Origin of the sequence: Stenotrophomonas panacihumi, assembly GCF_001431645.1 — a bacterium.
In the GTDB taxonomy this organism is placed as follows: Bacteria; Pseudomonadota; Gammaproteobacteria; order Xanthomonadales; family Xanthomonadaceae; genus Stenotrophomonas_A; species Stenotrophomonas_A panacihumi.
The window spans coordinates 1-23,838 of the sequence record NZ_LLXU01000079.1 but is presented as its reverse complement, the minus strand read 5'-3'; the positions used below and the strand labels follow the sequence as shown (position 1 = coordinate 23,838).

Genomic DNA, 23,838 nt, shown 5'->3' with positions numbered 1-23,838 from the left:
CGGCTGAACTCGACTTACTACCCGGAGATTCCCCATGTGGTTGCGATTGGCGACATGCGTCGTCATCGCGGTCGCACCCTGCGCGCATGCGCAGGATGATCGACCGCGCCTGGATTCCCTCACGCTGGACGACGCACTCGAACGCGTCGCCCGTATCCATCCCGACTTGCGCGTGGCCGACGCGCAGCGCCCGCTGCTCGAAGCCGGACTCGCCACGGCCGCGCAACGTCCGCCCCTGACCGCGGGCGCCACGCTCGAAAATGCCGTCGGCAACGGGCCCTATCGCGGCTTCGACCGCGCCGAGCTCACCGTCACCCTCGCCGGCGTCCTCGAACGCGGCGGCAAGCTCGAGGCGCGCCGTGCCGTGGCGATGGCCCACCTCGATGCGCTGGCCCCGCAGCGCGAGATCGTGCGCCTGGATCTGCTCGCCGAAACGGCCCGCCGCTATCTCGCCGTCACCGTGGCGCAGCGGCAGCGCGACATCGCGCTGGAAGACATCGCCCAACGCAAGCGCGCGGTTGAAGCTGCCCGGCAGCGTTTGAGCGCGGGTGCCTCGCCGGAATCGACCGTACTCACCGCGCAGGCTGCGCTCGCCCAGGCCCAACTCGATCGTGATCGCGCCTACCAGGCCGAGGAATCCGCGCGACTGCACCTGGCCGCGCTGTGGAATGGCCGCGACGGCCAGTTCCGTACCGCAAGCGGCGACCCGCTGGCCCTGCCTGCGCTGGAAGACTTCCAGCGCCTGGCCGACCTGCTCGAACGCACGCCGGAACTGGCGACGCTGGCGGGCCAGGCACGCGTGCGCGAAGCCGAGCTGCAGCTTGCGCGCACGGCCCGCCAGCCCGACCTGCAATGGCAGGCCGGCATGCGCGGGCTGCGGGGCGACGACGCCGTGGCACTGGTCGGCGGCTTCAGCCTGCCGCTCGGCAGCACCACGCGCGCCGCCCCCGGCATCCAGGCCGCCGAAGCCGCGTTGGCGATGAACACCGTCGAGCGCGAGGCGCAGCAAAGCCGCCTGTATGCGCTGCTGGCCGCGGCGCATGGCCAGTACACCACCGCGCGACTGGAAGCCGCCCGCCTGGGCAGCGATGTCCTGCCGCAGCTGGCCCGCGCGGAACTCGCCGCCGAGCGTGCCTGGCGCGCCGGCGCCATCAGCTATCTCGAATGGTCCCAGCTGCAGGCGATGCGCGTGGATGCCCGCAAGCGCCAGCTCGACGTGGCCGCGCAGGCCCAGCAGGCACTGATCGAAATCCAGCGCCTCACCGGGCAGCCCATCGTCGCCGCTGCCGCCCTTTCGCAGGAGAAATACGCCCCATGATGGCTTTCCGATATCCCGCCTTGCCGCTGCTCCTGCTGGCGATGCTGTTCCTCGCGGCCTGCAGCAACCCGGGCGGCCTGGCCGATGCCGCCGGCGACGACGCCGACGCCGACGTCCCCCACGCCGATCACGCGGCCGCCGATGCCGAACACAGCGACGCGCCGGAAAGCACCACCATCGCCGCCGACGTCGCCGAATCCAGCGGCATCCGTGTCGCGCCGGCCGCGCCGGGCCGCATCGTGCGCGAACTCGAAGTGCAGGGTCTCCTCGCACCGGTCGACGGCAGCGCGGGCGCCGCCACCGCACGCTTTCCCGGGCAGGTGCGTTCCCTGCGTGCCAACGTCGGCGACAACGTGCGTGCGGGCCAGGTGCTCGCGCTGATCGAGAGCAACCTCAGCCTCACCACCTACCCGGTCACCGCGCCGTTGTCCGGCCAGGTGATGGCACGGCAGGTCGCGGTCGGCGCGGGCGTGGCCGAAGGCCAGTCGCTGTTCGAGATCGCCGACCTCTCGCGCGTGTGGGTCGACCTGCATGCCTTCGGCGCGGACGTGCACTACCTGCGGGCGGGCGCGGCGGTCACGGTCACGCGGCTGTACGACGGCGCCACGCGCGAGATCACGCTCGAACGCGTCCTGCCCGGCACCGACAGCGCCAGCCAGAGCGCGGTCGCCCGCGCGGTACTCGCCAACGACGATGGCCTGTGGCGTCCCGGCGCGGCGGTGACCGCGCGCATCCGCATCGACGATCGCGAGGTCGCCCTGCGCGTGCCCTTGACCGCGCTGCAGACGATGGACGGCCGCGATGCGGTACTGGTTCGCGAAGGCGAGCGCTATATCGCCCAGCCGGTTCGCCTGGGCGAGCGCGACGGCCAATTCGTCGAGGTGACCGAGGGACTGCGCGCCGGCCAGCAAGTGGTGGTCGAGCAGAGCTTCCTGGTCAAGGCCGACATCGAGAAGGCCGGCGCCTCGCACACGCACTAGGAGACTGGAGATGCTGGAGAAACTGATCCGGTGGTTGATCGGCCACCGCTGGCTGGTGATGGCGCTGACCTTGATCCTCGTTGGCATAGGCGTGTGGAGCTTCCGCCAGCTGCCTATCGACGCGGTGCCCGACATCACCAACGTGCAGGTGCAGATCAACACCGCTGCCCCGGGCTATTCGCCGCTGGAATCCGAACAGCGGGTGACCTTCCCGGTGGAGATGGCCGTGGCCGGGCTACCGCGCATGGCGTACTTCCGCTCGATCTCGCGCTACGGCCTGTCGCAGGTGACGGTGGTGTTCGAGGACGGCACCGACATCTACTTCGCGCGCCAGCAGGTGGCCGAACGCTTGCAGCAGGCGAAGTCGCAGCTGCCCGACGGCGTGGAGCCCACGCTGGGCCCGATCGCCACCGGCATGGGGGAAATCTTCTCCTACACCGTGAAGGCGGATCCGAAGGCGCGCAAGGCCGATGGCACGCCCTACACCGCTACCGACCTGCGCACGCTGCAGGATTGGGTGCTGCGCCCGCAACTGCGCAACGTGCCGGGCGTCACCGAGGTCAACACGCTCGGGGGCTTCCGCCGCGAGATCCACGTCACGCCCGACCCGCAGCGGCTGCGCTCGCTGGGCTTCACGCTGGATGATCTCGTCCAGGCGGTGCAGCGCAATACGCAGAACGTCGGCGCCGGCTACATCGAACGCAACGGCCAGCAGTTCCTGGTGCGCGTGCCCGGGCAGGTCGAGGGCGTGCCGCAGATCGGCGAGATCGTGCTCGGCCGCCGCGGCGGCGTCGCGGTGCGCGTGCGCGACGTGGCCCAGGTGGTCGAGGGCTCGGAACTGCGCACGGGCGCGGCGATGGAGAACGGCGAGGAAGTCGTGCTCGGCATGGTCGTCATGCTCACCGGCGCCAACAGCCGCGAGGTCGCGAACGCTTCGGCCGCGCGCCTGGCCGAGGCCGCGCGCAGCCTGCCGGCCGGCGTCACCGCCACGCCGGTCTACGACCGCACCGCGCTGGTGGATCGCACCATCGCCACCGTGGCGAAGAACCTGGTCGAAGGCGCGCTGCTGGTGATCGTGGTGCTGTTCCTGCTGCTGGGCAATTTCCGTGCGGCACTCATTACCGCGGCGGTCATCCCGCTGGCGATGCTGTTCACGCTCACCGGCATGGCGCGCGGCGGCGTGTCGGCGAACCTGATGAGCCTGGGCGCGCTGGACTTCGGCCTGATCGTGGATGGCGCGGTGATCATCATCGAGCACTGCCTGAGCCGCTTCGGCCAGCGCCAGCATGCACTCGGCCGGCTGCTCACGCGCGAGGAGCGCTTCGACCTCACCGCCGAAGCCACCGCCGAAGTGATCCGCCCCAGCCTGTTCGGCCTGGGCATCATCACCGCGGTGTACCTGCCGATCTTTGCGCTCGGTGGCGTCGAGGGAAAGATGTTCCACCCGATGGCGATCACCGTGGTGCTGGCGCTGACCGGCGCGATGCTGCTGGCGCTGACGTTCGTGCCGGCCGCCATCGCGATGCTGCTCGGCGGCAAGGTCGAGGAGAAGGAAAACCGACTGATGCGGGGGATGCGCCGCGCGTATCGCCCGGCGCTGGAGTGGAGCCTGCGCCATGGACGCTGGATCGGCCTGGGCGCGATCGTGCTGCTGCTCGGCAGTGGCTGGCTGGCCACGCGGCTGGGCAGCGAGTTCGTGCCCCACCTGGACGAGGGCGACTTCGCCCTGCAGGCGATGCGCGTGCCGGGCACCAGCCTGAGCCAGTCGCTCGTCATGCAGGCGCAGGTGGAAAAACGCATCGCGCAGTTCCCCGAAGTGGCGCGCGTGTTCTCGCGCGTGGGCACCGCCGAGGTGGCCTCCGATCCCATGCCGCCCTCGGTGGCCGACGTCTTCGTGATGGTCAAGCCACGCAAGCAGTGGCCGGATCCGTCCAAGACCAAGCAGGAGCTGGTGGCCGAGGTGGAGGCGGCACTGGCCCGCGTGCCCGGCAACAACTACGAGTTCAGCCAGCCGATCCAGATGCGCACCAACGAACTGATCTCCGGCGTGCGCGCCGACGTGGCGATCAACCTCTACGGTGACGACCTGGACACGTTGCTGGCCGTCGGCCAGAAGCTGGAAGCCGTCGCGCGCGGCGTGCGCGGAGCCGCCGACGTGCGCCTGGAGCAAGCCACCGGCTTGCCGCTGTTGCAGGTCGAACCGGACCGCCGCGCGCTCGCCGCGCTCGGGCTGAACCCGGATGACGTGCAGCGTGCCGTCGCCACGGCGGTAGGCGGTGAAGTGGCCGGGCAGTTGTTCGAAGGCGATCGCCGCTTCGATATCGTCGTGCGCCTGCCCGAAGCGCTGCGGCAGGACCCGACCGCGCTGGCGAACCTGCCGATCTCGCTGGCCGCGCCCTTGGCCAGCGGCCAGCGCGACGAAGCCGGCGGCGCGGTGCCAGGCACGGCCGCGCCCGGCGCGGTGCCGCTCTCCAGTGTCGCCACGCTCACGGCGACCGAAGGCCCGAACCAGGTCAATCGCCACAACGGCAAGCGCCGCATCGTGATCACCGCCAACGTGCGCGACCGCGACCTCGGCGGGTTCGTCGCGGACCTGCGGCAGGCGGTGGAGGCGCAGGTCGACGTGCCACCCGGCTACTGGATCGGTTACGGCGGCAGCTTCGAGCAGCTGATCTCCGCCGGCCAGCGCCTGGCGATCGTGGTGCCGGTGACGCTGGCGCTGATCTTCGCCCTGCTGTTCTGGGCGTTCGGTTCGGCGCGCGATGCGGCCATCGTCTACAGCGGCGTGCCGCTGGCGCTCACCGGCGGCGTGCTGGCGCTGGCGATGCGCGGCATCCCGCTGTCGATCTCCGCCGGCGTGGGGTTCATCGCGCTATCGGGCGTGGCGGTGCTCAACGGGCTGGTGATGATCAGCTTCATCCGTGACCTGCGCGCACGCGGCATGCCGCTGGCCGACGCAGTGCGCGACGGCGCGATGGCACGCCTGCGTCCGGTGCTGATGACCGCGCTGGTGGCGTCGCTGGGCTTCGTGCCGATGGCGCTCAACACCGGCGCCGGCGCGGAAGTGCAGCGACCGCTGGCGACCGTGGTCATCGGCGGCATCGTGTCCTCCACGCTGCTGACGCTGGTGGTGCTGCCGATGCTCTACCAGTGGGTGCACCGCCGCGCCGGGCGTGCGCCGCAACCCATGGAGGCCAGCGGCTAGCCCTCCCAGCGCGACAGGTCCTGGCGCACGGTATCGATACCTTCCCAGGGATCCTTGCGGCGGCGGCGCAGGCTGGCCAGCGCCGCCGCCAGCGGGAAGGCATCGGCACGGGCCAGCCTGGACAGCTGCGTCCATGCCAGCGGCATCGCCACCGGCGCGCCGGGGCGTGCGCGCAGCGAATAGCTGGCCACCGCCGTCGCGCCGCGGGCGTTGCGCAGGTAATCGACGAAGATGCGTCCGCCGCGCAGCCGCTTGCTGGCACTGGCGACGAAGCGGTCCGGCGCGGACTGCGCCAGCGCTTCGGCAAAGCCCTGCGCGAAGCGCTTCACCAGCCGCCATTCGCAACCGGGGTTGAGCGGCACCACGATATGCAGCCCCTTGCCGCCGGACACGCGCAGGAAGGATTCGAGCTCAAGACTGGCCAGATGGCGGCGGATGTCCATCGCGGCGCGCTTGACCTCGGCGAAGGGCACATCCGGCCCCGGGTCGAGGTCGAACACCACGCGATCCGCGCGTCCGGGCTGTTCCGCATGCGAACCCCACGGGTGGAATTCCAGCGCGTTGAACTGCACCAGTTCCATCACGGACGCCTCGTCGCGCACGACCAGGTACTGGCCGGCATGGCCACCCTCTTCCTTCAACCGCACGGCATCGACGCGCTCCAGCCCGGCGGTGTGGTGCTTCTGGAAGAAGCAGGCCCGCCCGGTGCCGGCCGGGCAACGGATGATCGACAACGGCCTGTCCGCGATCTCCGGCAGCAGCCACGGCATGACGGCGCGGTAGTAGTCCCAGACCTGCTGTTTGGTGATGCCGTCTTCCGGATACAGCACCTTGGACGGGCTGCTGAGCGCGGGGAGTTCGGGCGCGGCTGGCTGCTTCCTGCCACGGGCGGTGGCGGCGGGTTGCTTCGCCGGCGCTTGCTTCGCCGGCGCACGATCACTGTCGCGCAGCTCGCCCACCCGCTTGTCTTCGCGCACGGCCTTCAACGAAGGCTGGCGCAACAGCGATTGACGCCCGATGCCGCGGTAGTAGACCTCCACCACGAAGCGCGGCGCGAACCATTTCGCGTGCCGCAGGTCGGTATCGGTCGTCCCCACGTGGGCCGTGGGCTTGGCGCCCCCCGCCTTGCCGATGCGCTCGCTGATCTGCGCGAGCATCGCGTCGGTGAAGCCGGTTCCCACCCTGCCCACGTAGCGCCAGCCGTGTTCGGCATCCGGCTTGGCCAGCAGCAGCGAGCCGAAGCCCTGGCGACTGCCGCGCGGCGCGGTGTAGCCCACCACCGCGAATTCATCGCTGGCCAGCTGCTTGGTCTTGCGCCAGTCGTCGCTGCGACCGGGGTGGTACGGCCGGTCGGCGCGCTTGGAGATGATGCCTTCGAAGTGCTGCTCGCCGGCCAGCGCATACGCGCCCGCGCCGTCGGCCTCGATATGCGAACTGAAGGCCAGGTGCGGGCTGCCGGCATGTTCGAGGATCTCCTGCAGCAGCGCCTTGCGCGCGCGCAGCGGCGCGGCGGAGATGTCGATGCCATCCACGTGCAGCAGGTCGAACAGCGCCAGCACGAGCTTGCCCGGTCGCTCGCCCGACAACGTGGATTGCAGCAGGTTGAAATCCTCCTTGCGCCCCTGCCCGGCGATCAGTTCGCCATCCAGCGCCAGCGACATCGGCCCCAGTGCTTCCACCGCGGCGGCGATTTCCGGCAGCTTCGCCGTCCACGGCAAGGCGTTGCGCGACCACAGCTGCGCTTCGCCCTTGGCCATCGTGGCGAGGATGCGGTAGCCGTCCCACTTGATCTCGTGCAGCCACTGCTCGCCTTCCGGCGGTGTATCGCCCAACCTGGCCAGTTGTGGTTCGAACGCGGCCGTCGGCGGCTTGGCCTTGCGCGCGCCCGGCAGCTTGGCCGCGCGCGACGCCCAATCGCGACGCCGCTTCGGCCGCGCGGTCTCCACGCGTTCGCGCCGCAGCTTGTGCGCCTTGCCACGGCCGGCGCGCGCCGCATCGGCAGCCGGCGGCGCGGTGACGCCGGCGAGCAGGTCGTCCGCTTCCAGCGAGCCCGCATAGGCATCGTCGTCCTTGAACAGCAGCCACTGCGGCTGTCGCGCGGGCTTGCCGGAGCGCACCAGGTGCCAGCCGCCCTTGAGCTTGTCGCCGAACAGCTCGAAGCGCAGGTGCCCTTTCGCCAGCTGCGCTTCCACGTCGCCCTCGCTGGACCACACGCCATGGTCGAACTGCGCGACATGGCCGCCGCCGTAGTGGCCTTTCGGGATCTCGCCTTCGAAACCGGCGTAATCGAGCGGATGGTCCTCGACCTCCACCGCCATCCGTTTCACCTTCGGGTCGTAGCTGGGCCCCTTCGGCACTGCCCAACTCTTGAGCGCGTCGCCCACCTGCAGGCGGAAGTCATAGTGGCGGCGGCTGGCATGGTGCAGCTGCACCACGAAGATCGGGCGGCGGCCGGCGGGGGCCCGCTTGCCCGGCTCGGGTTCGCGCGTCTGGTCGAAGCGTCGCTTGCGCCGGTATTCGGTCAGGCTCACGCGGCCGGCCTATTTGCGAACGTAATCGCGCACGGCCGCTGCGGAGGTGCCGACCGTATGCACCGCCTCGCGCAGCTTCTGCTCACTCACGCCCAGGGCCTGCATCCAGTAGCGCACCTCGTAGTCTTCGGAAAGATTGATGCGTTCGCGGTCGCGTGGACCAGCCTGCTGCTTGTCATCGCTCATCGAGGCTTCCTCGGCTGGGAAACGCGCCGGACGCTACGCCGGGCCCGGTCGCGCGCGGGTGAAGGTCAACGCGCCAGCTTGATCCAGGTCGGCGCGTGGTCACTGGCCTTGGGCAGCCCCCGCACCCAGCGGTCCACGCCGGCATCGCGCAGGCGCGGCGCCAGGGCGGCATTGAGCAGCAGGTGGTCGATGCGAAGGCCGCGGTCGCGCTCGTAGTGCTGGCGGAAATAATCCCAGAAGGTGTAGATGCGGGCGTCGCCATGGATCGCGCGCAGCGCGTCCGTCCAGCCCAGGTCGAGCAGCTTGAACCACGCCGCGCGGCTCTCCGGCTGCAACAGCGCGTCCTTGCGCCAGCCCTTCGGGTCGTAGATGTCCTCGTCGGTCGGCACGACATTGAAGTCGCCCAGCATCACCACCGGCTGCGCCGATTCGGCCAGCTTGCGCGCATGGCGGATCAGCCGCGCGAACCACTTGAGCTTGTAGTCGAACTTCGGACCCGGCTGCGGGTTGCCGTTGGGCAGGTACAGCCCGCATACGCGCAGCCCGTGCGCGTCCACTTCAAGATAGCGGCTCTGGGTATCACCACGATCCCACGGCAGGCCGCGTCGCACTTCTTCCGGTACCTGGCCGCGCGCGAGCACGGCCACGCCATTCCAGGAAGCCTGGCCGATCCAACGGCTGCCATAGCCGGCCTGCTCCAGCGCGGCGCGCGGGAACGCGGTGTCGAGGGCCTTCAGCTCCTGCAGCGCCACCACGTCCGGCTTCTCGCGCGCCAGCCACTCCAGCAGGTGCGGCAGGCGCGCGGTGATGCCGTTGATGTTGAACGTGGCGATCTTCAGCGCCCGTGCCGCCATCAATCCGGCGCCTTGGCCGGGATGAACGGCGAGACCGGATCACTGGCCGGGAAGGTTTCCTCCAGCGCTTCGTCCTGGCGCTTCTGTTCCTTGTGGTGTTCCTTGGCCGGCTTCTCGGGCGAAGGCGGCATCGGCGGGGTCGGTGCTTCGTGTTTCATGGCGATGCTCCGTTTGCGGCGCCGTCGCGCGCCATCAGGCGACGGGCGGCGGCCAGGTCGTCGGCCAAGGGTTCGCGCAGGCCACTTAGATAGGCATGGACCCGCGGCGAGCTGGCCTGGGGGATGAGTTCCTCGTCGAGCAGCTGCAATGCCTCGGCCAGGCTCACCGACATGGCACGGACGTAATGCGGGCTGGCGTCGTCCGCTTCGGCGGCGCGAAAAGCCGCCAGCTGGCGTTGGCCGCGGCGCATCCAGGCCTGTGCACGCGGCTGGCCCAGGTCAGGCAACCAGGGGTCGTGGCGCCCGCGGGCGGCGGCATGGTCGGCGAGCATGCGTTCGGCCCAGGCATGCACCGGATCGGCGAGGCCGCGATCAAGCGCCAGGCGAGACAGGTCCGCCTGGTACTGGTCCACCACGCTGAGCAGGCCCAGGCCCGCACGCTCGCGCGTGTTCGCCTGCGGCCAGCCGGGAATGTCCGAACCGGCCGCCTTGGCGACTGGCGCTTCATAGCGGGTGCGCGCTTCGGCGGGATCGTTCGGATCCACCTGCGCGAACGCCCCCGTCGGCACGGATGCCGAGACGACGCAGGCCAGCACGAGGAATGGGGAAAATCGCATGACAACAGCCTGCGACTTGGCCAATGCGATGCAGGTGAAGAGCAATTGCCGCCGGCTTCACTTCCGCGATCGATTCATCGCGGTGGATGGCAGGTGAAGCCGGTCAGTCGGCGCTGCGGCAAAACGCGGCGTAGTCGATGTAGCCGGGGAACGCCCGCCCGGCCGCGCACACCGGGCAATCGGGATCCGGCGGCAGGCGCAGTTCGCGGAAGCGCATCGCCAGCGCATCGAAGCCCAGCAGGCGGCCGGTGAGCGACTCGCCGAGGTCGAGCAGCAGCTTGAGCACCTCGGTGGCCTGCAGCAGCCCGACGATGCCCGGCAGCACGCCGAACACGCCGGCCTCGGCGCAGTTGGGCGCGAATTCCGGCGAAGGCGGCTCAGGGAACAGGCAGCGGTAGCACGGCGCCTGCCCGCGATGGCGGCCGGCGTCGAACACGCTCACCTGCCCTTCGAACTGCTGCACGGCGCCGTACACCAGCGGCTTGCCCAGCTTCACGCAGGCATCGTTGAGCAGGTAGCGCAGCGGGAAGTTGTCCGAGCCGTCGAGCACGACATCCACGTCCTCCAGCACGCGCTCGACGTTCTCCGCGCGCAGGCGCTCGACGAAGGCTTCCACGTGCACCGTGGGATTGAGCGCCTGCAACGCCAGCGTGGCCGAATCGACCTTGGGCATGCCCACGCGCGCGTCGGTGTGCAGGATCTGCCGCTGCAGGTTGCTGCGGTCGACCACGTCGTCGTCGATCAGCCGCAGCGTGCCGACGCCGGCCGCGGCGAGGTAGTACGCCGCCGGCGAGCCCAGCCCACCGGCACCGACCACCAGCACGCGTGCGGCCTGCAGGCGACGCTGCCCTTCGATGCCGACCTGCGGCAGGCGCAGGTGGCGCGAATAGCGTTCGAGGAAATCCTGCTGGTCGGCGGGCAGCTGCGGACGCACCAGCGGCAGGCCTTCGGCGCGCCAGCGCGTGGTGCCGCCGGCCACCGAGACCACCTGCGGCCAACCCAGCGCATGCAGCGCCTCGGCGGCGGCGAGCGAGCGCTTGCCGGTCTGGCAGATCAGCATGACGGGTTGGTCGGGGGAACCGAGATGTTCGCCCGGCGCGGCTTCGAGTTCGGCGCGGGTGAGCGCCAGCGCGCCTTCGGCCTGGCCGTCGATGCGTTCGTGCGCTTCGCGGATGTCGATCAGCCGCACACCCTGGGTGGAGCGGCGGCGCGCCTGCGCCGGGTCGATCTGTTCGATGCTCATGCGCGCATTATCCGCGCAAAGCCGCGTGGGCGACGTGCGCGGTGCGGATCGCTGCGTCGCGTCGGGTGGCCGCTCAGTAGCGGATCACCTCGACCACCTCGCCCGCCGTGTACATCCGCGCGCCTTCGCCCAGCACCAGCAGCACGTCGCTGTCCGCCGCGCCGCGCAGGCGGTGCGAGGCGTCGGCCGCGTTCGGCGTCACCCGCAGCTGGCCGGTTCCGGCATCGCAGTGCAGCCGCCCGCGCAGCAGTTCGAGTCGCTCCTGGCGCTTGTCCCACGGGGCGTCCAGCGCCGCATACAGGCGCAGTGCCGGCTCGGTGCGGCCTTGCAGGCCCTCCAGCAGCGGCTGCGCGAACGCGGTGAAGGTGGCCAGCACCGAAACCGGGTTGCCCGGCAGGCCCAGCACCACCGCCTTGTCCAGCTCGCCGCACAGCAGCGGCATGCCAGGCCGCATGCGGACCTTCCAGAAGTGGATGCGGCCGAGGCGTTGCAGCAGCGCCGGCAGGTGATCCTTCTCCCCGGCCGAGACGCCGCCGCAGGTCAGGATCACGTCGAAGGCCGCCGCCGCGTCGCGCAGGACGGTCTCCATGCGCTCCGGGTCGTCCGGCAGAGTCGGCCACGCCATCGGCGTGTAGCCCAGCTCGCGCAGGCGCGCCATCAACAGGTCGCGGTTGGCGTTGTAGATCTGGCCGGGTCCCAGCGGCATGCCCGGTTCGACCAGTTCGTCGCCGGTGGCGAACACCGCCACGGTCGGCCGGGCGAACACGGGCAGCTGCGCGCGTCCGATGGCGGCCGCCAGCCCGATCCGCGCGGCGGTCAGCACGCTGCCGGCCTGCAGCACGACATCGCCAGCCCGCACGTCTTCGCCGGCCCGGCGCACGAAGCTGCCAGGCGCAGGGACGTTATCGAAATGGACGATGCCATCCTGCTCGCGTGCTAGTTCGCGGACCAGGATCGTGTCGGCACCGGGCGGCAACGGCGCCCCGGTGGTGATGCGGACGCATTCGCCCTCGCCCAGCGGCGCGGCATCGGCGCGCCCGGCGAACTGCTCGCCGACCAGCCGCAGCTGGCCGCCAGCCGCATCGGCATGGCGCAGGGCAAAGCCGTCCATCGCGCTGTTGTCGAAGGCCGGCAGGTCGATGTCGGCGACGATGTTGGCCGCCAGCACGCGCCCATCGGCGCGCGCGGTGGCCAGCTGCTCGACCGGCATGCGACGCGACGCGGCCAGCTCGCGCAGCAGCGCCTGCGCTCCGTCAACGGAAATGCGGCTCGGGAAATCGGCCATCGGCGCGGCCGCGGTCACTTGCCCTTGACGTGGCGCATCAGCCGCCGCTTGCGGGCGATCTGGCGGTCGGTCAGCTCGTTCTTCTTGCCTTCGTACGGGTTGGCGCCTTCGCGGAAGATGAAACGCACCGGCGTGCCGACCAGCTTGAAGCGCTTGCGGAAGAAGTTCTCCAGGTAGCGCTTGTACGACTCCGGCAGCACCTTCAGGCGCGTGCCGTGCACGATGAAGGTCGGCGGGTTGCTGCCGCCCGGGTGTACGTAGCGCAGCTTGGAGACGTGGCCGCGGATGCTCGGCGGCGGGTTGGTCTCGTAGGCCACTTCCAGCGTCTTGTTGACTTCGGCGGTGCTGAATTCCTTCGTCGCCGAGGCATGCGCGCGATGGATGGCGGCGAACAGCTCGCGCAGGCCCGAGCCATGCTTGGCCGAGATGCGCACCGCTTCGGCCCAGTTGACGAAGCTCAGCTTGCGCGAGAGCAGGTCTTCGGCCTGGGCGCGCTGGTATTCGGTCAGGCCGTCCCACTTGTTGATGGCCACCACCAGCGCCTTGCCGGCTTCCAGGATCGCGCCGAGCACCGTGGCGTCCTGGTCGGTGACGCCTTCGGTGGCGTCGAGCAGCAGCACGGCGACCTGGCATTGCTCGATGGCCTGCAGCGTCTTGAAGGCGCTGAACTTCTCCACCGCCTCTTCCACGCGCGCCTTGCGACGCAGGCCGGCGGTGTCGATCAGGCGGTACTGGCGGCCGTCGCGCTCCAGGTCCACGGCGATGGAATCGCGCGTGGTGCCCGGCACTTCGGAGGCGATCATGCGCTCTTCGCCCAGCAGGCGGTTCACCAGCGTCGACTTGCCCACGTTCGGGCGGCCGACGAAGGCAATGCGCATGCGCGCCGGGTCTTCGTCCAGCAGCTCGCCGGCGCCCTCTTCGGGCAGGCGTTCGCGCACTTCGTCGAGCAGGTCGTCCAGGCCCTGGCGGTGCGCGGCCGAGACGGTGATGACGTCGGCGAAGCCGTAGCGGGCGAAGTCCGAGCGCACGGCGTCTTCGTTGACGCCGTCGATCTTGTTGATGACCAGCAGGGTCGGCCGCGAGAGCTTGCGCAGCCAGGCCAGGATTTCATCGTCCAGCGCCGAGGCACCTTCGCGGCCGTCGACCACGAACAGCACCAGGTCGGCCTCGCCGGCCGCGGCGCGGGCCTGCCGCGCGGTGGCGCCGGCCAGGCCTTCTTCCTCGCCGGCGATGCCGCCGGTGTCCACGACGATGAAGGGCTCCTGCCCTTCCAGCCGGCACACGCCGTAGTGGCGGTCACGGGTCACGCCGGGCTGGTCATGGACCAGCGCGTCGCGGCTGCGCGTCAGCGCGTTGAATAGAGTGGACTTGCCGACATTCGGCCGTCCAACCAGGGCGACCAAAGGCAGCATCGCGTCACTCCTGTCTTATTGGGCCAGCCGGAAGGCGATCAGTTTGCCGTCCGTGTTCTGCACCAGCAGTATGCCATCGACGACGATGAGCTGGCCGACCAGGGCGTCGTGCCCGGCACGTTCGCGCGCCGCCAGTTCGCCGTTGTCCAGCCGCAGCCAGTGCAGGTAACCCTTGTAATCGCCGACCACGGCGTAGTCACCCTGGATCGCCGCGCCGGTCAGCGAGCGGCGGGCCAGTGCGGCCTGCGACCACATCGCCGAGCCGGTGCCCTTGTCCAGGCCCCAGACCGAGCCGGCATTGTCCGCCACCACGACCAGGCCGGAGGACACGCCCACCGCGCCCGCGCCGCCGTGGTCACGCGACCACACCGGGCGACCGGTCGGGCCATCGATGGCCAGGGTCTCGTTCTTGAAGCTGGTGGCATACAGGATGCGGTCTTCCAGCACCGGGGTGCCATCGACGTCGGCCATGCGCTGCAGCTCGGTGCGGCCTTCCGGCACGCCGATCGCCTGCGACCACAGCGGGCGGCCGTCCTGCATGGCCAGCGTGTCGACGGTGCCGTCGTCGTTGCCGACGAACACCACGCCTGGGCCGGCCAGCACGGAGGCATTGCCGCGCACGGTCAGCGACGGCGATTCCTTGTCATGGAACCAGCGGCGCTGGCCATTGCTGGCCTCGAACGCGGTCACGCGGCCGTCGTTGCTGCGCACGAACACCAGGTTCTGCGCGATCGCCGGGGCGGCGATGACTTCGTTCGGCACGCGGGCGCGCCACTTCTCGCTGCCATTGGCGGCATCGAGCGCGATGACCTGGCCGTCGAGCGTGCCGATCACCACCAGGCCCTCGCCCACGCCGGGACCACCGGACAGGCCCAGCTTCGGCTTCTTCTTGACCTTCTCGGGCTTGTATTCCCAGACCTGCTTGCCGGTCTGCAGGTCCAGCGCCACGACGCCGCCCTGCACCGCCGCCGCAAACACGCGGCCGTCGGCAACCGCCGGATGCTGGCGCACGCCGATACGGCCTTCGCCCTTGCCAATGCCGGTGGACCAGATCTTGCGCACTTCGACCGTCGGCTTGAAATCGACCAGTTCGGCCGGTTCCTGTGCCTTCTTCGCGGCGGCGTCCTTGCTGGTGAACCAGCCCTTGACCGTGCTGCAGCCGCTCAGCGCGGCGCCAAGCAGCACGATGGCCGCCAGTTGCTTCAACTTCACTTGGTTCATCAGATCTGCTCCGCGGGCTCGGGCACGGTGCCGCCCGCATCGGTGAGCTTGACTTCCAGCAGGGCGCGCTGCGGCGCGCCAACCGCCACCTGGGCCAAGGCCTTCGTGTACAGGTCGCGGGCCGCGTCGCGCTGGCCCTGGGCCTGCGCCGCGTCGCCGCGGATTTCCAGGCTGATGCCGTCGTCGTAGCCGGCCAGCAGCTTGTCCGCCTCGGCGCCCTGGTTGCCGTCGATCAACAGCTTGGCCAGGCGCTGGTCGACCACCCGCTTGAGCGCGCCGTCGGCCTGGATGTTGCGAAGGGTCTTGATCGCCTCGTCGTTCTTGCCGGCGGTGACCTGTGCCTTGGCCAGGTCCAGCGCGGCCAGGTCGACATAGATGCCGGCGGCCTTGGCCGCGGACAGTTCCTGCATCGCCTTGGCGGCGTCGTCCAGCTTGCCGGCCTCCACGCCCTTGACCACCGCGTCATAGCGGCGGCCGGCTTCGGCCGCGTGGGAGAGCTGCTGCTTCTGCCACCACTGCCCGCCCAGGATCAGCCCCAGGCCCACCACGACACCGCCGATCAAGCCGGCGCCATTCTTCCTCAACCACGAGCGAACGCGTTCGCCTTGTTCGTGTTCGTCCAGCAGATCGTCGATCGCCATGCGTACTCTCACCCCGTCCTTGCCGGATCCGGAGCATCAAAGGGGAAACGAAAAACCGCGGTGCCTGCAGCCTGCAACGTCACTCGGCAGCGGGCACCACGGAGCCGTCGGAGGATACCGCAAAACGCGCCACGTTAGCGCGCTGGAACGGTTTCACGTCGACGATACTGCCGCCTTGCTGAACCTCTACCGCCGTCGCATTGCCCAGCTTCACGCGGCCGACGCGGCCGGCTTCGTAGCTGCGATCCTCGCCGGCGCGCACCAGGCCCTTGTCGACGACACTGCCATCCGGGGCGAGGATTTCGATCCAGCTTTCGCCAGTGAAATGCAGCGACAGGCCCGCGCCGGACGGCGCGGTGGCGCTGCGCGGCATCGGGGTCAAGGAGGCGATGTACGGGGTGGTCTGCGTCGCAGGCTTGGGGGCATCGGTGGCCGGCGTGGTCGCGGCCGGGGACGTGCCCGGTGCGGCAGCCGAATCGGCGGCCTGCTCGCTGGCCACGCTGCCGGCAGCCGCTTCGCCCGGCACGACGTCGAGCGAGGCGGTGTTGCTGCGCGGGCTTTCGCCCGGGACGCTGCGGATGGCGTACCAGATCGGCACTACCAGCACGCCGGTGATCACTACATACACGGCGCGGCGGGCGAAGCTTTCCAACAACCGGCGCCCGCGCGGCGTATGCGCATGGCTGACCAGCTTGACCGGCTCGATGCTTTCCAGGCGCGCCTGCTGCAGCAGCGGTTCCAGGTTGACGTTCAACAACCGCGCATAGCTGCGCAGCTGGCCGCGAACGAATACGGGGGCACCCAGGCGCTGCCAATCCTCCTGCTCCAGCGACCGCACCACCTGCACCGGCATGCGCAGCTGGGTGGCGACCTGGTCCACCGTCAGCCCGGCGGCCTCTCGCGCTTCACGCAGGTACTGTCCGCATCCCTTTTCCTGTTCGAAAGGGTTCGGATTGGACTCACTGATCACAATGCTTTGGCCCCCGGGTTGGCGGTACTGGTCTGCGGAAACTCCTGGACCAACCGCTGCTGATATCGGCTGGCGGCTGCCTTGTCGCCTAGCCCGTGTTCAATCTGAATAGCAAGTTGTAGCACGGAAGACGTGGCCGGTGCAGCCGCCAGGCGGCGCTCGTTGAAGGCCCGCGCTTCGAAATAGTGACGCTGTGACACCTGGTAGCGCGCCATCGATTCCAACGCGTAGGCGTTGGTGGGGTCCAGCTGCAGCGCCTTGTCCAGGTCCGAGGCGGCACGCTCGCCCTGCCCCGACTGCAGCGCGCAGCCGCCGGCATTGGCCAGGGCGGCCGCGGGCGTGCGGTAATTGGGCGCGGCCAGGGCGCGGTCGAACCACACCAGCGCCTCGGCGGCGAAGCCGCTGCCGCACAGCCACGCGCCATAGTTGTTGAGGGTGTCGCCCTGGTCGGGGGCCAGTTCGGCCGCCTTGCGGTACGCCTCGCCGGCGCCGGCGGCATCGCCCTGGCGGTCACGCACGAGCGCCTGGACGGTATAGGCGTCGGCCAGGCGGGGGTCCTGCTTGATCACTTCGCGCACCAGCGCGTCGGCGGCGGCGATGTCGTTGCCCTGCAGGCGGTTCACCGCCAAGCCGAGCTTTTCCTGCCGCGCCAGGCGCTGGCGGGTGGCGGGATCGTCGCGCACGTCATAGCGCGGGGCGACGCTCTCGATGCGCTTGACCTTGCCGGCCTTGGCAGTGCGCGAACCGGTGCCGCAACCGGCTGTCACCAGCACGGCCGCGATCAGGAGCAGCAACGTCAGCTCATGCCGCCGCGTCATGGCCGTCTTGGGCTTCCAGCTGCCGGAGGAACGTGGCCTGGCGGCGGGTGCGATCCATCACCTGCCCCTTGAGCTGGCCACACGCGGCGTCGATGTCGTCGCCACGGGTACGGCGCACCATCGTCAGCACCTGCGAATCGAGCAGGATCTTCTGAAAGGCGCGAATCTGTTCCTCGCCGGAGCGCTCGTAGCGCGTGCCCGGGAAGGGATTGAACGGGATCAGGTTGACCTTGCCCGAGTCCTTGGCCTGCACGGCGTTGTCGAACTGGCGCATCAGCTTGGCCAGCTGGCGGGCATGTTCGGGCTGGTCGTTGATGCCCTTCATCAGGGTGTATTCGAAGGTGACCGAGTCACGCTTCTTGTTCGCACGCAGGTAGCGGGCGCAGGAAGCCATCAGCTCGGCGATCGGGTACTTCTTGTTGAGCGGCACCAGCGTCTCGCGCAGCGCGTCGTTCGGCGCGTGCAGCGACACGGCCAGCGAGACGTCGCTCTCCACGGAGAGGCGGTCGATCATCGGCACCAGGCCGGAGGTCGAGAGCGTCACGCGCTTGTTGGCCAGGCCATAGCCCAGGTCGTCGCGCATGACGTTCATCGCACGCACGACGTTTTCGAAATTCATCAGCGGCTCGCCCATGCCCATCATCACCACGTTGGTGAGGCGGCGCTGCTGGTGCGGGACGTTGCCAAGGTGGCGCGCCGCGACCCACACCTGGCCGATGATCTCGGCGGTGGACAGGTTGCGGTTGAAGCCCTGGGTGGCGGTCGAGCAGAACGTGCAGTTCAACGCGCAGCCGACCTGCGAGGACACGCACAGCGTGCCGCGGGTCTTGTCCGGGATGTACACGGTTTCGATGGCGTTCTTGCCATCCACGCCCATCGCCAGCAGCCACTTGTGGGTGCCGTCGGCGGAGGGTTTGTCGAACACCACGTTCGGGACGACGACCTCGGCATGCGCATGCAGCTTGGCGCGCAGCGCCTTGCCGAGGTCGGTCATCTGGTCGAAGTCGGTGACGTAGCGGTGGTGGATCCACTTCATCACCTGGTGGGCACGGTAGCGTGCTTCGCCGAGGGTTTCGGCGAAGAACTGCTCCAGGCCCGCGCGATCGAGGTCGAGCAGGTTCTGCTTGGCGACCTTCCCCTCTACGACGGGAAGTTCACGCGGCTCGGGTTGGCGGACGACCTCGTTCACGGCACTTCTCTTTAGCGCGAAACCACTTCGGTGGCGGCGAAGAAATACGCCACTTCGATGGCGGCGTTCTCGACCGAATCCGAGCCGTGCGCGGCGTTGGCGTCGATCGAATCGGCGAAGTCGGCGCGGATGGTGCCCGGCGCGGCGTCCTTCGGGTTGGTGGCGCCCAGCAGGTCGCGGTGCGCGGCCACGGCGTTCTCGCCTTCCAGCGCCTGGATCATCACCGGGCCGGAAATCATGAACTCCACCAGCGCGTTGAAGAACGGACGCTCGCGGTGCACGGCGTAGAAGCCTTCGGCCTCGCGACGCGACAGCTGCTTGTACTTGGCGGCCACGACCTTCAGGCCGGCCTTCTCGAAGCGGCTGTAGATTTCGCCGATGACGTTCTTGGCGACGGCATCGGGCTTGATGATGGACAGGGTGCGCTCCAGCGCCATGGAAAAATCTCCCGAGGGCGGGCCACTGACTGGCCCGAGGTTAACATGAAAAAAACCCGCGTCAAAACGCGGGCTTAGCCGAACTTGCGATGGACAATTCTAACGCCTTGGCGCGGCCTTTGCATACTGGGCGGGCGGCGGTTCCGACGGCAGTCATGCTGCATCGCACAATGCACTTCCATACGGCAGGGTATAGGATCAAACAATCGTTTGATTGATGCCCTGCCCCGACCATGCCCAAGCCCGCCCACTTCTCCACCAAGGACCGCATTCTCGGCGCGGCGGAGGAGCTGTTCGCCCAGCACGGTTTCGCCGGGACCTCGCTGCGCCTGGTCACCAGTCACGCGGACGTCAACATCGCGGCGGTCAATTACCACTTCGGCTCCAAGGAAAACCTGGTCAACGAGGTGTTCCGCCGCCGCATGGACGAAATGACCGCCGCCCGCCTGCACCAGCTCGAACAGGCCCGCCGGGAGAAGCCGGGGGACCTGTCGGCCGTGCTGGCCGCCTTCGTCGAGCCGGCGCTGGCCATGGCCCAGGACCGCCAGAGCGGCGGCGCCTTCGTGCGCGTCATCGCCCGCGCCTATGCCGAGAAGAACGACAACCTGCGCAAGTTCCTTTCCGACCATTACGGCCACGTCCTGCGCGAGTTCGGCAAGGCCATCGCGGCCTGCGTGCCGGGCCTGGGCAAGGAAGCGTTGTACTGGCGGCTGGATTTCCTCGCCGGCGCCCTGACCTACGCCATGGCCGACTTCGGCCTGATCAAGCGCCCGCCCGGCGTCAGCGAGGCCGACCACCGCGCCCATGCGGCGCGCGAACTGATCCGTTTCGCGGAAGCCGGCTTCCTGGCCCGCGTGCAACCCTAAGCCGTTCACACCGTAGTCGTTATCCATCAAGGGTTTATCGATATGTCCAATCCCCTGCTAGTCCGTCGCGCGGCCGTCCTCGGCGCCGGCGTCATGGGCGCCCAGATCGCCGCGCACCTCACCAACGCCGGTGTCGACACCGTGCTGTTCGACCTGGCCGCGAAGGAAGGCCCGGCCGACGGCATCGTGCTCAAGGCCATCGCCAACCTGGGCAAGCTGAGCCCGGCGCCGCTGGCGTCCAAGGGCCTGGCCGAGGCCATCACCCCGGCCAACTACGACACCGGCCTGGAACAGCTGCGCGGCTGCGACCTGATCATCGAAGCGATCGCCGAACGCATGGACTGGAAGCAGGACCTGTACGCGAAGATCGCCCCGTTCGTGTCCGATACCGCCGTGCTGGCCTCCAACACCTCCGGCCTGGGCATCAACAAGCTGGCCGAAGTGCTGCCCGAGCAGCTGCGCCACCGCTTCTGCGGCGTGCATTTCTTCAACCCGCCGCGCTACATGCACCTGGCCGAGCTGATCCCGGCCAAGGGCACGGACAAGTCCGTGCTGGAAGGCCTGGAAACCTTCCTGACCACCACGCTCGGCAAGGGCGTGGTGTACGCCAAGGACACGCCGAACTTCATCGGCAACCGCATCGGCGTGTTCTCGATCCTCTCCACGATCCACCACACCGAGCAGTTCGGCCTGGGCTTCGACGAAGTCGACGGCCTGACCGGCCCGCTGGTCGGCCGCCCGAAGTCGGCGACCTACCGCACCTCGGACGTGGTCGGCCTGGACACCATGGCCCACGTCATCAAGACCATGGCCGACACCCTGCCCGATGACCCGTGGCATGCGTTCTTCAAGTCGCCCAAGTGGCTGGAAGCGCTGATCGCCAAGGGCGCGCTCGGCCAGAAGACCGGCGCGGGCATCTTCCGCAAGGTCGGCAAGGACATCGTCGTGCTCGACGTGGCCAAGCAGGACTACCGCCCGGCCGACCGCGCCGCGGCACCGGAAGTGGTCGAGATCCTGAAGATCAAGAACCCGGCCGAGAAGTTCGCCAAGCTGCGCGAGAGCCAGCACCCGCAGGCGCAGTTCCTGTGGGCGACGTTCCGCGACCTGTTCCACTACAGCGCCTACCACCTGGCCGACATCGCCGACACCGCGCGCGACGTGGACCTGGCGATCCGCTGGGGCTACGGCTGGTCGCTCGGCCCGTTCGAGACCTGGCAGGCCGCCGGCTGGAAGCAGGTGGCGCAGTGGATTGCCGACGACATCGCCGCCGGCAAGAGCATGAGCAACGCGCCGCTGCCGAACTGGGTGTTCGACGGCCGCGACGGCGTGCATGCCGCCGAGGGCAGCTACAGCCCGGCGCGCGACGCCAAGCTGCCGCGTTCCTCGCTGCCGGTGTATCGCCGCCAGCGCTTCCCCGATCCGCTGCTGGGCGAGAAGTTCAGCCCGGGCGAGACGGTGTTCGAGAACGACGGCCTGCGCATGTGGCATGACGGCGACGACATCGCCGTGGTCGGCTTCAAGACCAAGATGAACACCGTCTCCGACCAGGTGCTCGATGGCCTGCAGGAAGCGGTGGGCCGCGCCGAGAAGGACTTCAAGGGCCTGGTGATCTGGCAGCAGAAGGAGCCCTTCTCCGCCGGTGCGGACCTGGCCGGTGCGCTGGGCGCGCTACAGGCCGGCAAGATCGCCGAGTTCGAGGCGATGGTCGCCAACTTCCAGCGCACCAGCCAGCGCATCAAGTACTCGCTGGTGCCGGTGGTGGCCGCGGTGCGTGGCCTGGCGCTGGGTGGTGGCTGCGAATTCCAGATGCACAGCGCCAAGACGGTCGCCGCGCTGGAGAGCTACATCGGCCTGGTCGAGGCCGGCGTGGGCCTGCTGCCGGCCGGTGGCGGCCTGAAGGAACTGGCCGTGCGCGCGTCGGAAGCGGCCGGCCCGGGCGGTGACGTGTTCGCCGAGCTGAAGAAGACCTTCGAGACCGTGGCGATGGCCAAGGTGTCCAACTCGGCGGTCAATGCGAAGGAACTGGGCCTGCTGCGCCAGACCGACAAGGTGGTGTTCAACACCTTCGAGTCGCTGTACATCGCCAAGGCCGAGGCGCTGGCGCTGGCCGAGGGTGGCTATCGCCCGCCGATGCCCGCCAACCGCATCCAGGTCGCCGGCGACGTCGGCATCGCCACCTTCAAGATGCTGCTGGTCAACATGCTGGAGGGCCGCTTCATCAGCGAGTACGACTACGAGATCGCCAGCCGCATCGCGACCGTGGTGTGCGGCGGCGAAGTGGACCGTGGCGCGCTGGTGGACGAGGAATGGCTGCTCAAGCTCGAGCGCCAGCACTTCGTGGAGCTGGCCCAGCAGGAGAAGACCCAGGCCCGCATCGCCCACATGCTCAAGACCGGCAAGCCGCTGCGCAATTGATGCGCAGCGCTTGCGGCCTTCTTCGAATTCCGGAGTAATGAAATGACCAAGCAGATCCAGGACGCCTACATCGTCGCCGCCACCCGTACCCCGGTGGGCAAGGCGCCGAAGGGCATGTTCCGCAACACCCGCCCCGACGACATGCTGGCGCACGTGCTGCGTTCGGTCGTGGCCCAGGCGCCGGGCATCGACCTGGCGCGCATCGACGATGCGATCATCGGCTGCGCGATGCCCGAGGGCGAGCAAGGCATGAACGTGGCGCGCATCGGCGTGCTGCTGGCCGGCCTGCCGAACACGGTGGCCGGGCAGACCATCAACCGCTTCTGCTCTTCCGGCCTGCAGGCCGTGGCGCTGGCGGCCAACGAGATCCGCCTGGGCAACGCCGACCTGATGCTGGCCGGCGGCACCGAGTCGATGTCGATGGTGCCGATGATGGGCAACAAGGTGGCGCTGTCGCCGTCGGTGTTCAAGGACGACCACGTGGCCATCGCCTACGGCATGGGCATCACCGCCGAGAAGGTGGCCGAGGAGTGGAAGGTATCGCGCGAGGAGCAGGATGCGTTCGCGCTGGCGTCGCACCAGAAGGCGCTGGCGGCGATTGCCGCTGGTGAATTCCGCGACGAGATCAGCCCGTACGAGATCATGTCGCACGTGCCGGACCTGGCGGGCAACACGATCGCGCTGCGCAAGAAGCGGGTGGATACCGATGAAGGCCCGCGCGCGGATACGTCGCTGGAAGGCCTGGGCAAGCTGCGCCCGGTGTTCCGCAACGGGCAGTTCGGGGGTTCGGTGACGGCGGGCAATTCGTCGCAGATGAGCGACGGTGCCGGCGCGGTGCTGCTGGCCTCCGAGCAGGCGATCAAGGACTACGGGCTGACGCCGCTGGCGCGCTTCGTGTCGTTCTCGGTGGCCGGCGTGCGCCCGGAAGTGATGGGCATCGGCCCGATCGCGGCGATCCCGAAGGCGCTCAAGCAGGCGGGCCTGACGAAGGATCAGCTGGACTGGATCGAGCTCAACGAGGCCTTCGCGGCGCAGTCGCTGGCGGTGATCCGCGACAGCCAGCTGGACCCGTCGAAGATCAATCCGCTGGGCGGCGCGATCGCGCTGGGCCACCCGCTCGGTGCGACCGGTGCGATCCGCACCGCGACGATCGTGCACGGCCTGCGTCGTCGCCAGCAGAAGTACGGCATGGTGACGATGTGCATCGGCACGGGCATGGGCGCTGCGGGGATTATCGAGGCGCTCTGATTTCCTGCTGCGGTGTCTTGTGTGTGTTGGAGAGGCGGCCTTCGGGCCGCCTTTCTTTTTTGGGTGGTGTCGGCTGTTTGCGGTTGCTGCACGGCCTGCGGGGCTGGGGCCTTTTCGGGACACGCCGTGAACCCATCCATGGGGGCTCGATGGCGACATCCATGTCGCCAACGGTCCCGAAAAGGCCCCAGCCCCGCAGACCCTCCAGATCCCCACGACCGGACGACAAAAGCATCCAGCCCTC

19 protein-coding genes and 1 pseudogene are annotated in these 23,838 nt (G+C 69.2%); 6 read left to right on the top strand and 14 right to left on the bottom strand.

Annotation, left to right across the window (positions count from 1 at the left end; genetic code table 11):
* Positions 1–34 precede the first annotated feature (34 nt).
* Genes ARC20_RS10055 through ARC20_RS10045 form a run of 3 tightly spaced genes read left to right on the top strand, consistent with a single transcriptional unit; the run spans position 35 to position 5,503 of the window.
* The gene (locus ARC20_RS10055; protein ID WP_057646674.1) at positions 35–1,318 is read left to right on the top strand and encodes a TolC family protein; all 1,284 of its coding nucleotides are present in this window, start codon (positions 35–37) and stop codon (positions 1,316–1,318) included.
* Positions 1,315–2,298, top strand: a complete 984-nt coding sequence (locus tag ARC20_RS10050) for an efflux RND transporter periplasmic adaptor subunit (RefSeq protein ID WP_057646672.1) — start codon at positions 1,315–1,317, stop codon at positions 2,296–2,298. The genes ARC20_RS10055 and ARC20_RS10050 overlap by 4 nt, the downstream gene beginning before the upstream one ends.
* A gap of 10 nt (positions 2,299–2,308) precedes the next feature.
* Complete coding sequence (locus ARC20_RS10045; protein ID WP_108143312.1) at positions 2,309–5,503, top strand: efflux RND transporter permease subunit; 3,195 nt, start codon at positions 2,309–2,311, stop codon at positions 5,501–5,503.
* Here the strand turns inward: ARC20_RS10045 and ligD are convergent.
* The 14 genes and pseudogenes from ligD to ndk all read right to left on the bottom strand — a co-directional run bounded on the left by ligD (position 5,500) and on the right by ndk (position 19,065).
* Entirely contained in the window at positions 5,500–8,034 is a 2,535-nt protein-coding gene (ligD, locus tag ARC20_RS10040; RefSeq protein ID WP_057646668.1) for a DNA ligase D, read from the bottom strand. The genes ARC20_RS10045 and ligD overlap by 4 nt on opposite strands.
* Positions 8,035–8,043: 9 nt before the next feature.
* Positions 8,044–8,220: a DUF3606 domain-containing protein gene (locus ARC20_RS17980; RefSeq protein ID WP_081418138.1), complete on the bottom strand. Its 177-nt coding sequence runs from the start codon at positions 8,218–8,220 to the stop codon at positions 8,044–8,046.
* A gap of 74 nt (positions 8,221–8,294) precedes the next feature.
* Positions 8,295–9,074 (bottom strand): annotated as a pseudogene (xth, locus tag ARC20_RS10035) (exodeoxyribonuclease III); the annotation flags it as partial.
* Positions 9,074–9,232, bottom strand: a complete 159-nt coding sequence (locus tag ARC20_RS18625) for a hypothetical protein (RefSeq protein ID WP_181360129.1) — start codon at positions 9,230–9,232, stop codon at positions 9,074–9,076. The gene ARC20_RS18625 and the pseudogene xth, both read right to left, overlap by 1 nt.
* Entirely contained in the window at positions 9,229–9,849 is a 621-nt protein-coding gene (locus ARC20_RS10030; protein WP_081418137.1) for a DUF4142 domain-containing protein, read from the bottom strand. Before ARC20_RS10030 ends, ARC20_RS18625 begins: the two co-directional genes overlap by 4 nt.
* Positions 9,850–9,952: 103 nt before the next feature.
* Positions 9,953–11,092 carry a molybdopterin-synthase adenylyltransferase MoeB gene (moeB, locus tag ARC20_RS10025; protein WP_057646662.1) on the bottom strand — a complete coding sequence of 380 codons (1,140 nt, stop codon included), beginning with the start codon at positions 11,090–11,092 and terminating at the stop codon, positions 9,953–9,955.
* Positions 11,093–11,165: 73 nt separating this feature from the next.
* Positions 11,166–12,377, bottom strand: coding sequence for a molybdopterin molybdotransferase MoeA (locus ARC20_RS10020; RefSeq protein ID WP_057646709.1), 1,212 nt, complete (start codon positions 12,375–12,377; stop codon positions 11,166–11,168).
* 14 nt (positions 12,378–12,391) lie between these two features.
* A complete protein-coding gene (gene der / locus ARC20_RS10015) occupies positions 12,392–13,789 on the bottom strand; it encodes a ribosome biogenesis GTPase Der (protein WP_057646660.1) in 1,398 nt (465 codons plus the stop codon).
* A 15-nt stretch (positions 13,790–13,804) separates the two neighbouring features.
* Positions 13,805–15,010 carry an outer membrane protein assembly factor BamB gene (gene bamB, locus ARC20_RS10010; RefSeq protein WP_057646658.1) on the bottom strand — a complete coding sequence of 402 codons (1,206 nt, stop codon included), beginning with the start codon at positions 15,008–15,010 and terminating at the stop codon, positions 13,805–13,807.
* Entirely contained in the window at positions 15,010–15,651 is a 642-nt protein-coding gene (locus tag ARC20_RS10005) for a YfgM family protein (RefSeq protein WP_057646656.1), read from the bottom strand. The genes bamB and ARC20_RS10005 overlap by 1 nt, the downstream gene beginning before the upstream one ends.
* A 79-nt stretch (positions 15,652–15,730) precedes the next feature.
* Positions 15,731–16,621, bottom strand: a complete 891-nt coding sequence (locus ARC20_RS10000; RefSeq protein ID WP_057646654.1) for a helix-turn-helix domain-containing protein — start codon at positions 16,619–16,621, stop codon at positions 15,731–15,733.
* Positions 16,618–17,406 (bottom strand): type IV pilus biogenesis/stability protein PilW, encoded by a 789-nt coding sequence (gene pilW, locus ARC20_RS09995; RefSeq protein WP_425478466.1) that lies wholly within the window; start codon positions 17,404–17,406, stop codon positions 16,618–16,620. The genes ARC20_RS10000 and pilW overlap by 4 nt, the downstream gene beginning before the upstream one ends.
* A gap of 16 nt (positions 17,407–17,422) precedes the next feature.
* Positions 17,423–18,628 (bottom strand): dual-specificity RNA methyltransferase RlmN, encoded by a 1,206-nt coding sequence (rlmN, locus tag ARC20_RS09990; protein WP_057646649.1) that lies wholly within the window; start codon positions 18,626–18,628, stop codon positions 17,423–17,425.
* 11 nt (positions 18,629–18,639) lie between these two features.
* Positions 18,640–19,065, bottom strand: a complete 426-nt coding sequence (gene ndk, locus ARC20_RS09985) for a nucleoside-diphosphate kinase (RefSeq protein WP_022973082.1) — start codon at positions 19,063–19,065, stop codon at positions 18,640–18,642.
* A gap of 233 nt (positions 19,066–19,298) precedes the next feature.
* On the opposite strand from ndk, the gene ARC20_RS09980 reads away from it, so the two are divergent.
* The 3 genes from ARC20_RS09980 to ARC20_RS09970 are packed head-to-tail and all read left to right on the top strand — an operon-like array spanning position 19,299 to position 23,594.
* Positions 19,299–19,931, top strand: a complete 633-nt coding sequence (locus tag ARC20_RS09980) for a TetR/AcrR family transcriptional regulator (RefSeq protein ID WP_057646648.1) — start codon at positions 19,299–19,301, stop codon at positions 19,929–19,931.
* A gap of 42 nt (positions 19,932–19,973) precedes the next feature.
* Positions 19,974–22,346 carry a 3-hydroxyacyl-CoA dehydrogenase/enoyl-CoA hydratase family protein gene (locus tag ARC20_RS09975; RefSeq protein WP_057646646.1) on the top strand — a complete coding sequence of 791 codons (2,373 nt, stop codon included), beginning with the start codon at positions 19,974–19,976 and terminating at the stop codon, positions 22,344–22,346.
* Positions 22,347–22,388: 42 nt separating this feature from the next.
* Positions 22,389–23,594 carry an acetyl-CoA C-acyltransferase gene (locus ARC20_RS09970; protein ID WP_057646644.1) on the top strand — a complete coding sequence of 402 codons (1,206 nt, stop codon included), beginning with the start codon at positions 22,389–22,391 and terminating at the stop codon, positions 23,592–23,594.
* Positions 23,595–23,838 lie beyond the last annotated feature (244 nt).

Excerpts from the sequence above, each read along its gene's own strand:
- ARC20_RS10055 (WP_057646674.1), top strand. The coding sequence starts at position 35 with ATGTGGTTGCGATTGGCGACATGCGTCGTCATCGCGGTCGCACCCTGC.
- ARC20_RS10005 (WP_057646656.1), bottom strand. The coding sequence starts at position 15,651 with ATGGCGATCGACGATCTGCTGGACGAACACGAACAAGGCGAACGCGTT.
- ARC20_RS10020 (WP_057646709.1), bottom strand. The coding sequence starts at position 12,377 with ATGGCCGATTTCCCGAGCCGCATTTCCGTTGACGGAGCGCAGGCGCTG.
- ARC20_RS10045 (WP_108143312.1), top strand. The coding sequence starts at position 2,309 with ATGCTGGAGAAACTGATCCGGTGGTTGATCGGCCACCGCTGGCTGGTG.
- ARC20_RS10030 (WP_081418137.1), bottom strand. The coding sequence starts at position 9,849 with ATGCGATTTTCCCCATTCCTCGTGCTGGCCTGCGTCGTCTCGGCATCC.
- bamB (WP_057646658.1), bottom strand. The coding sequence starts at position 15,010 with ATGAACCAAGTGAAGTTGAAGCAACTGGCGGCCATCGTGCTGCTTGGC.
- der (WP_057646660.1), bottom strand. The coding sequence starts at position 13,789 with ATGCTGCCTTTGGTCGCCCTGGTTGGACGGCCGAATGTCGGCAAGTCC.
- ARC20_RS17980 (WP_081418138.1), bottom strand. The coding sequence starts at position 8,220 with ATGAGCGATGACAAGCAGCAGGCTGGTCCACGCGACCGCGAACGCATC.
- moeB (WP_057646662.1), bottom strand. The coding sequence starts at position 11,092 with ATGAGCATCGAACAGATCGACCCGGCGCAGGCGCGCCGCCGCTCCACC.
- ARC20_RS09980 (WP_057646648.1), top strand. The coding sequence starts at position 19,299 with ATGCCCAAGCCCGCCCACTTCTCCACCAAGGACCGCATTCTCGGCGCG.
- ARC20_RS09975 (WP_057646646.1), top strand. The coding sequence starts at position 19,974 with ATGTCCAATCCCCTGCTAGTCCGTCGCGCGGCCGTCCTCGGCGCCGGC.
- ARC20_RS18625 (WP_181360129.1), bottom strand. The coding sequence starts at position 9,232 with ATGAAACACGAAGCACCGACCCCGCCGATGCCGCCTTCGCCCGAGAAG.
- ARC20_RS09970 (WP_057646644.1), top strand. The coding sequence starts at position 22,389 with ATGACCAAGCAGATCCAGGACGCCTACATCGTCGCCGCCACCCGTACC.
- ndk (WP_022973082.1), bottom strand. The coding sequence starts at position 19,065 with ATGGCGCTGGAGCGCACCCTGTCCATCATCAAGCCCGATGCCGTCGCC.
- ARC20_RS10050 (WP_057646672.1), top strand. The coding sequence starts at position 1,315 with ATGATGGCTTTCCGATATCCCGCCTTGCCGCTGCTCCTGCTGGCGATG.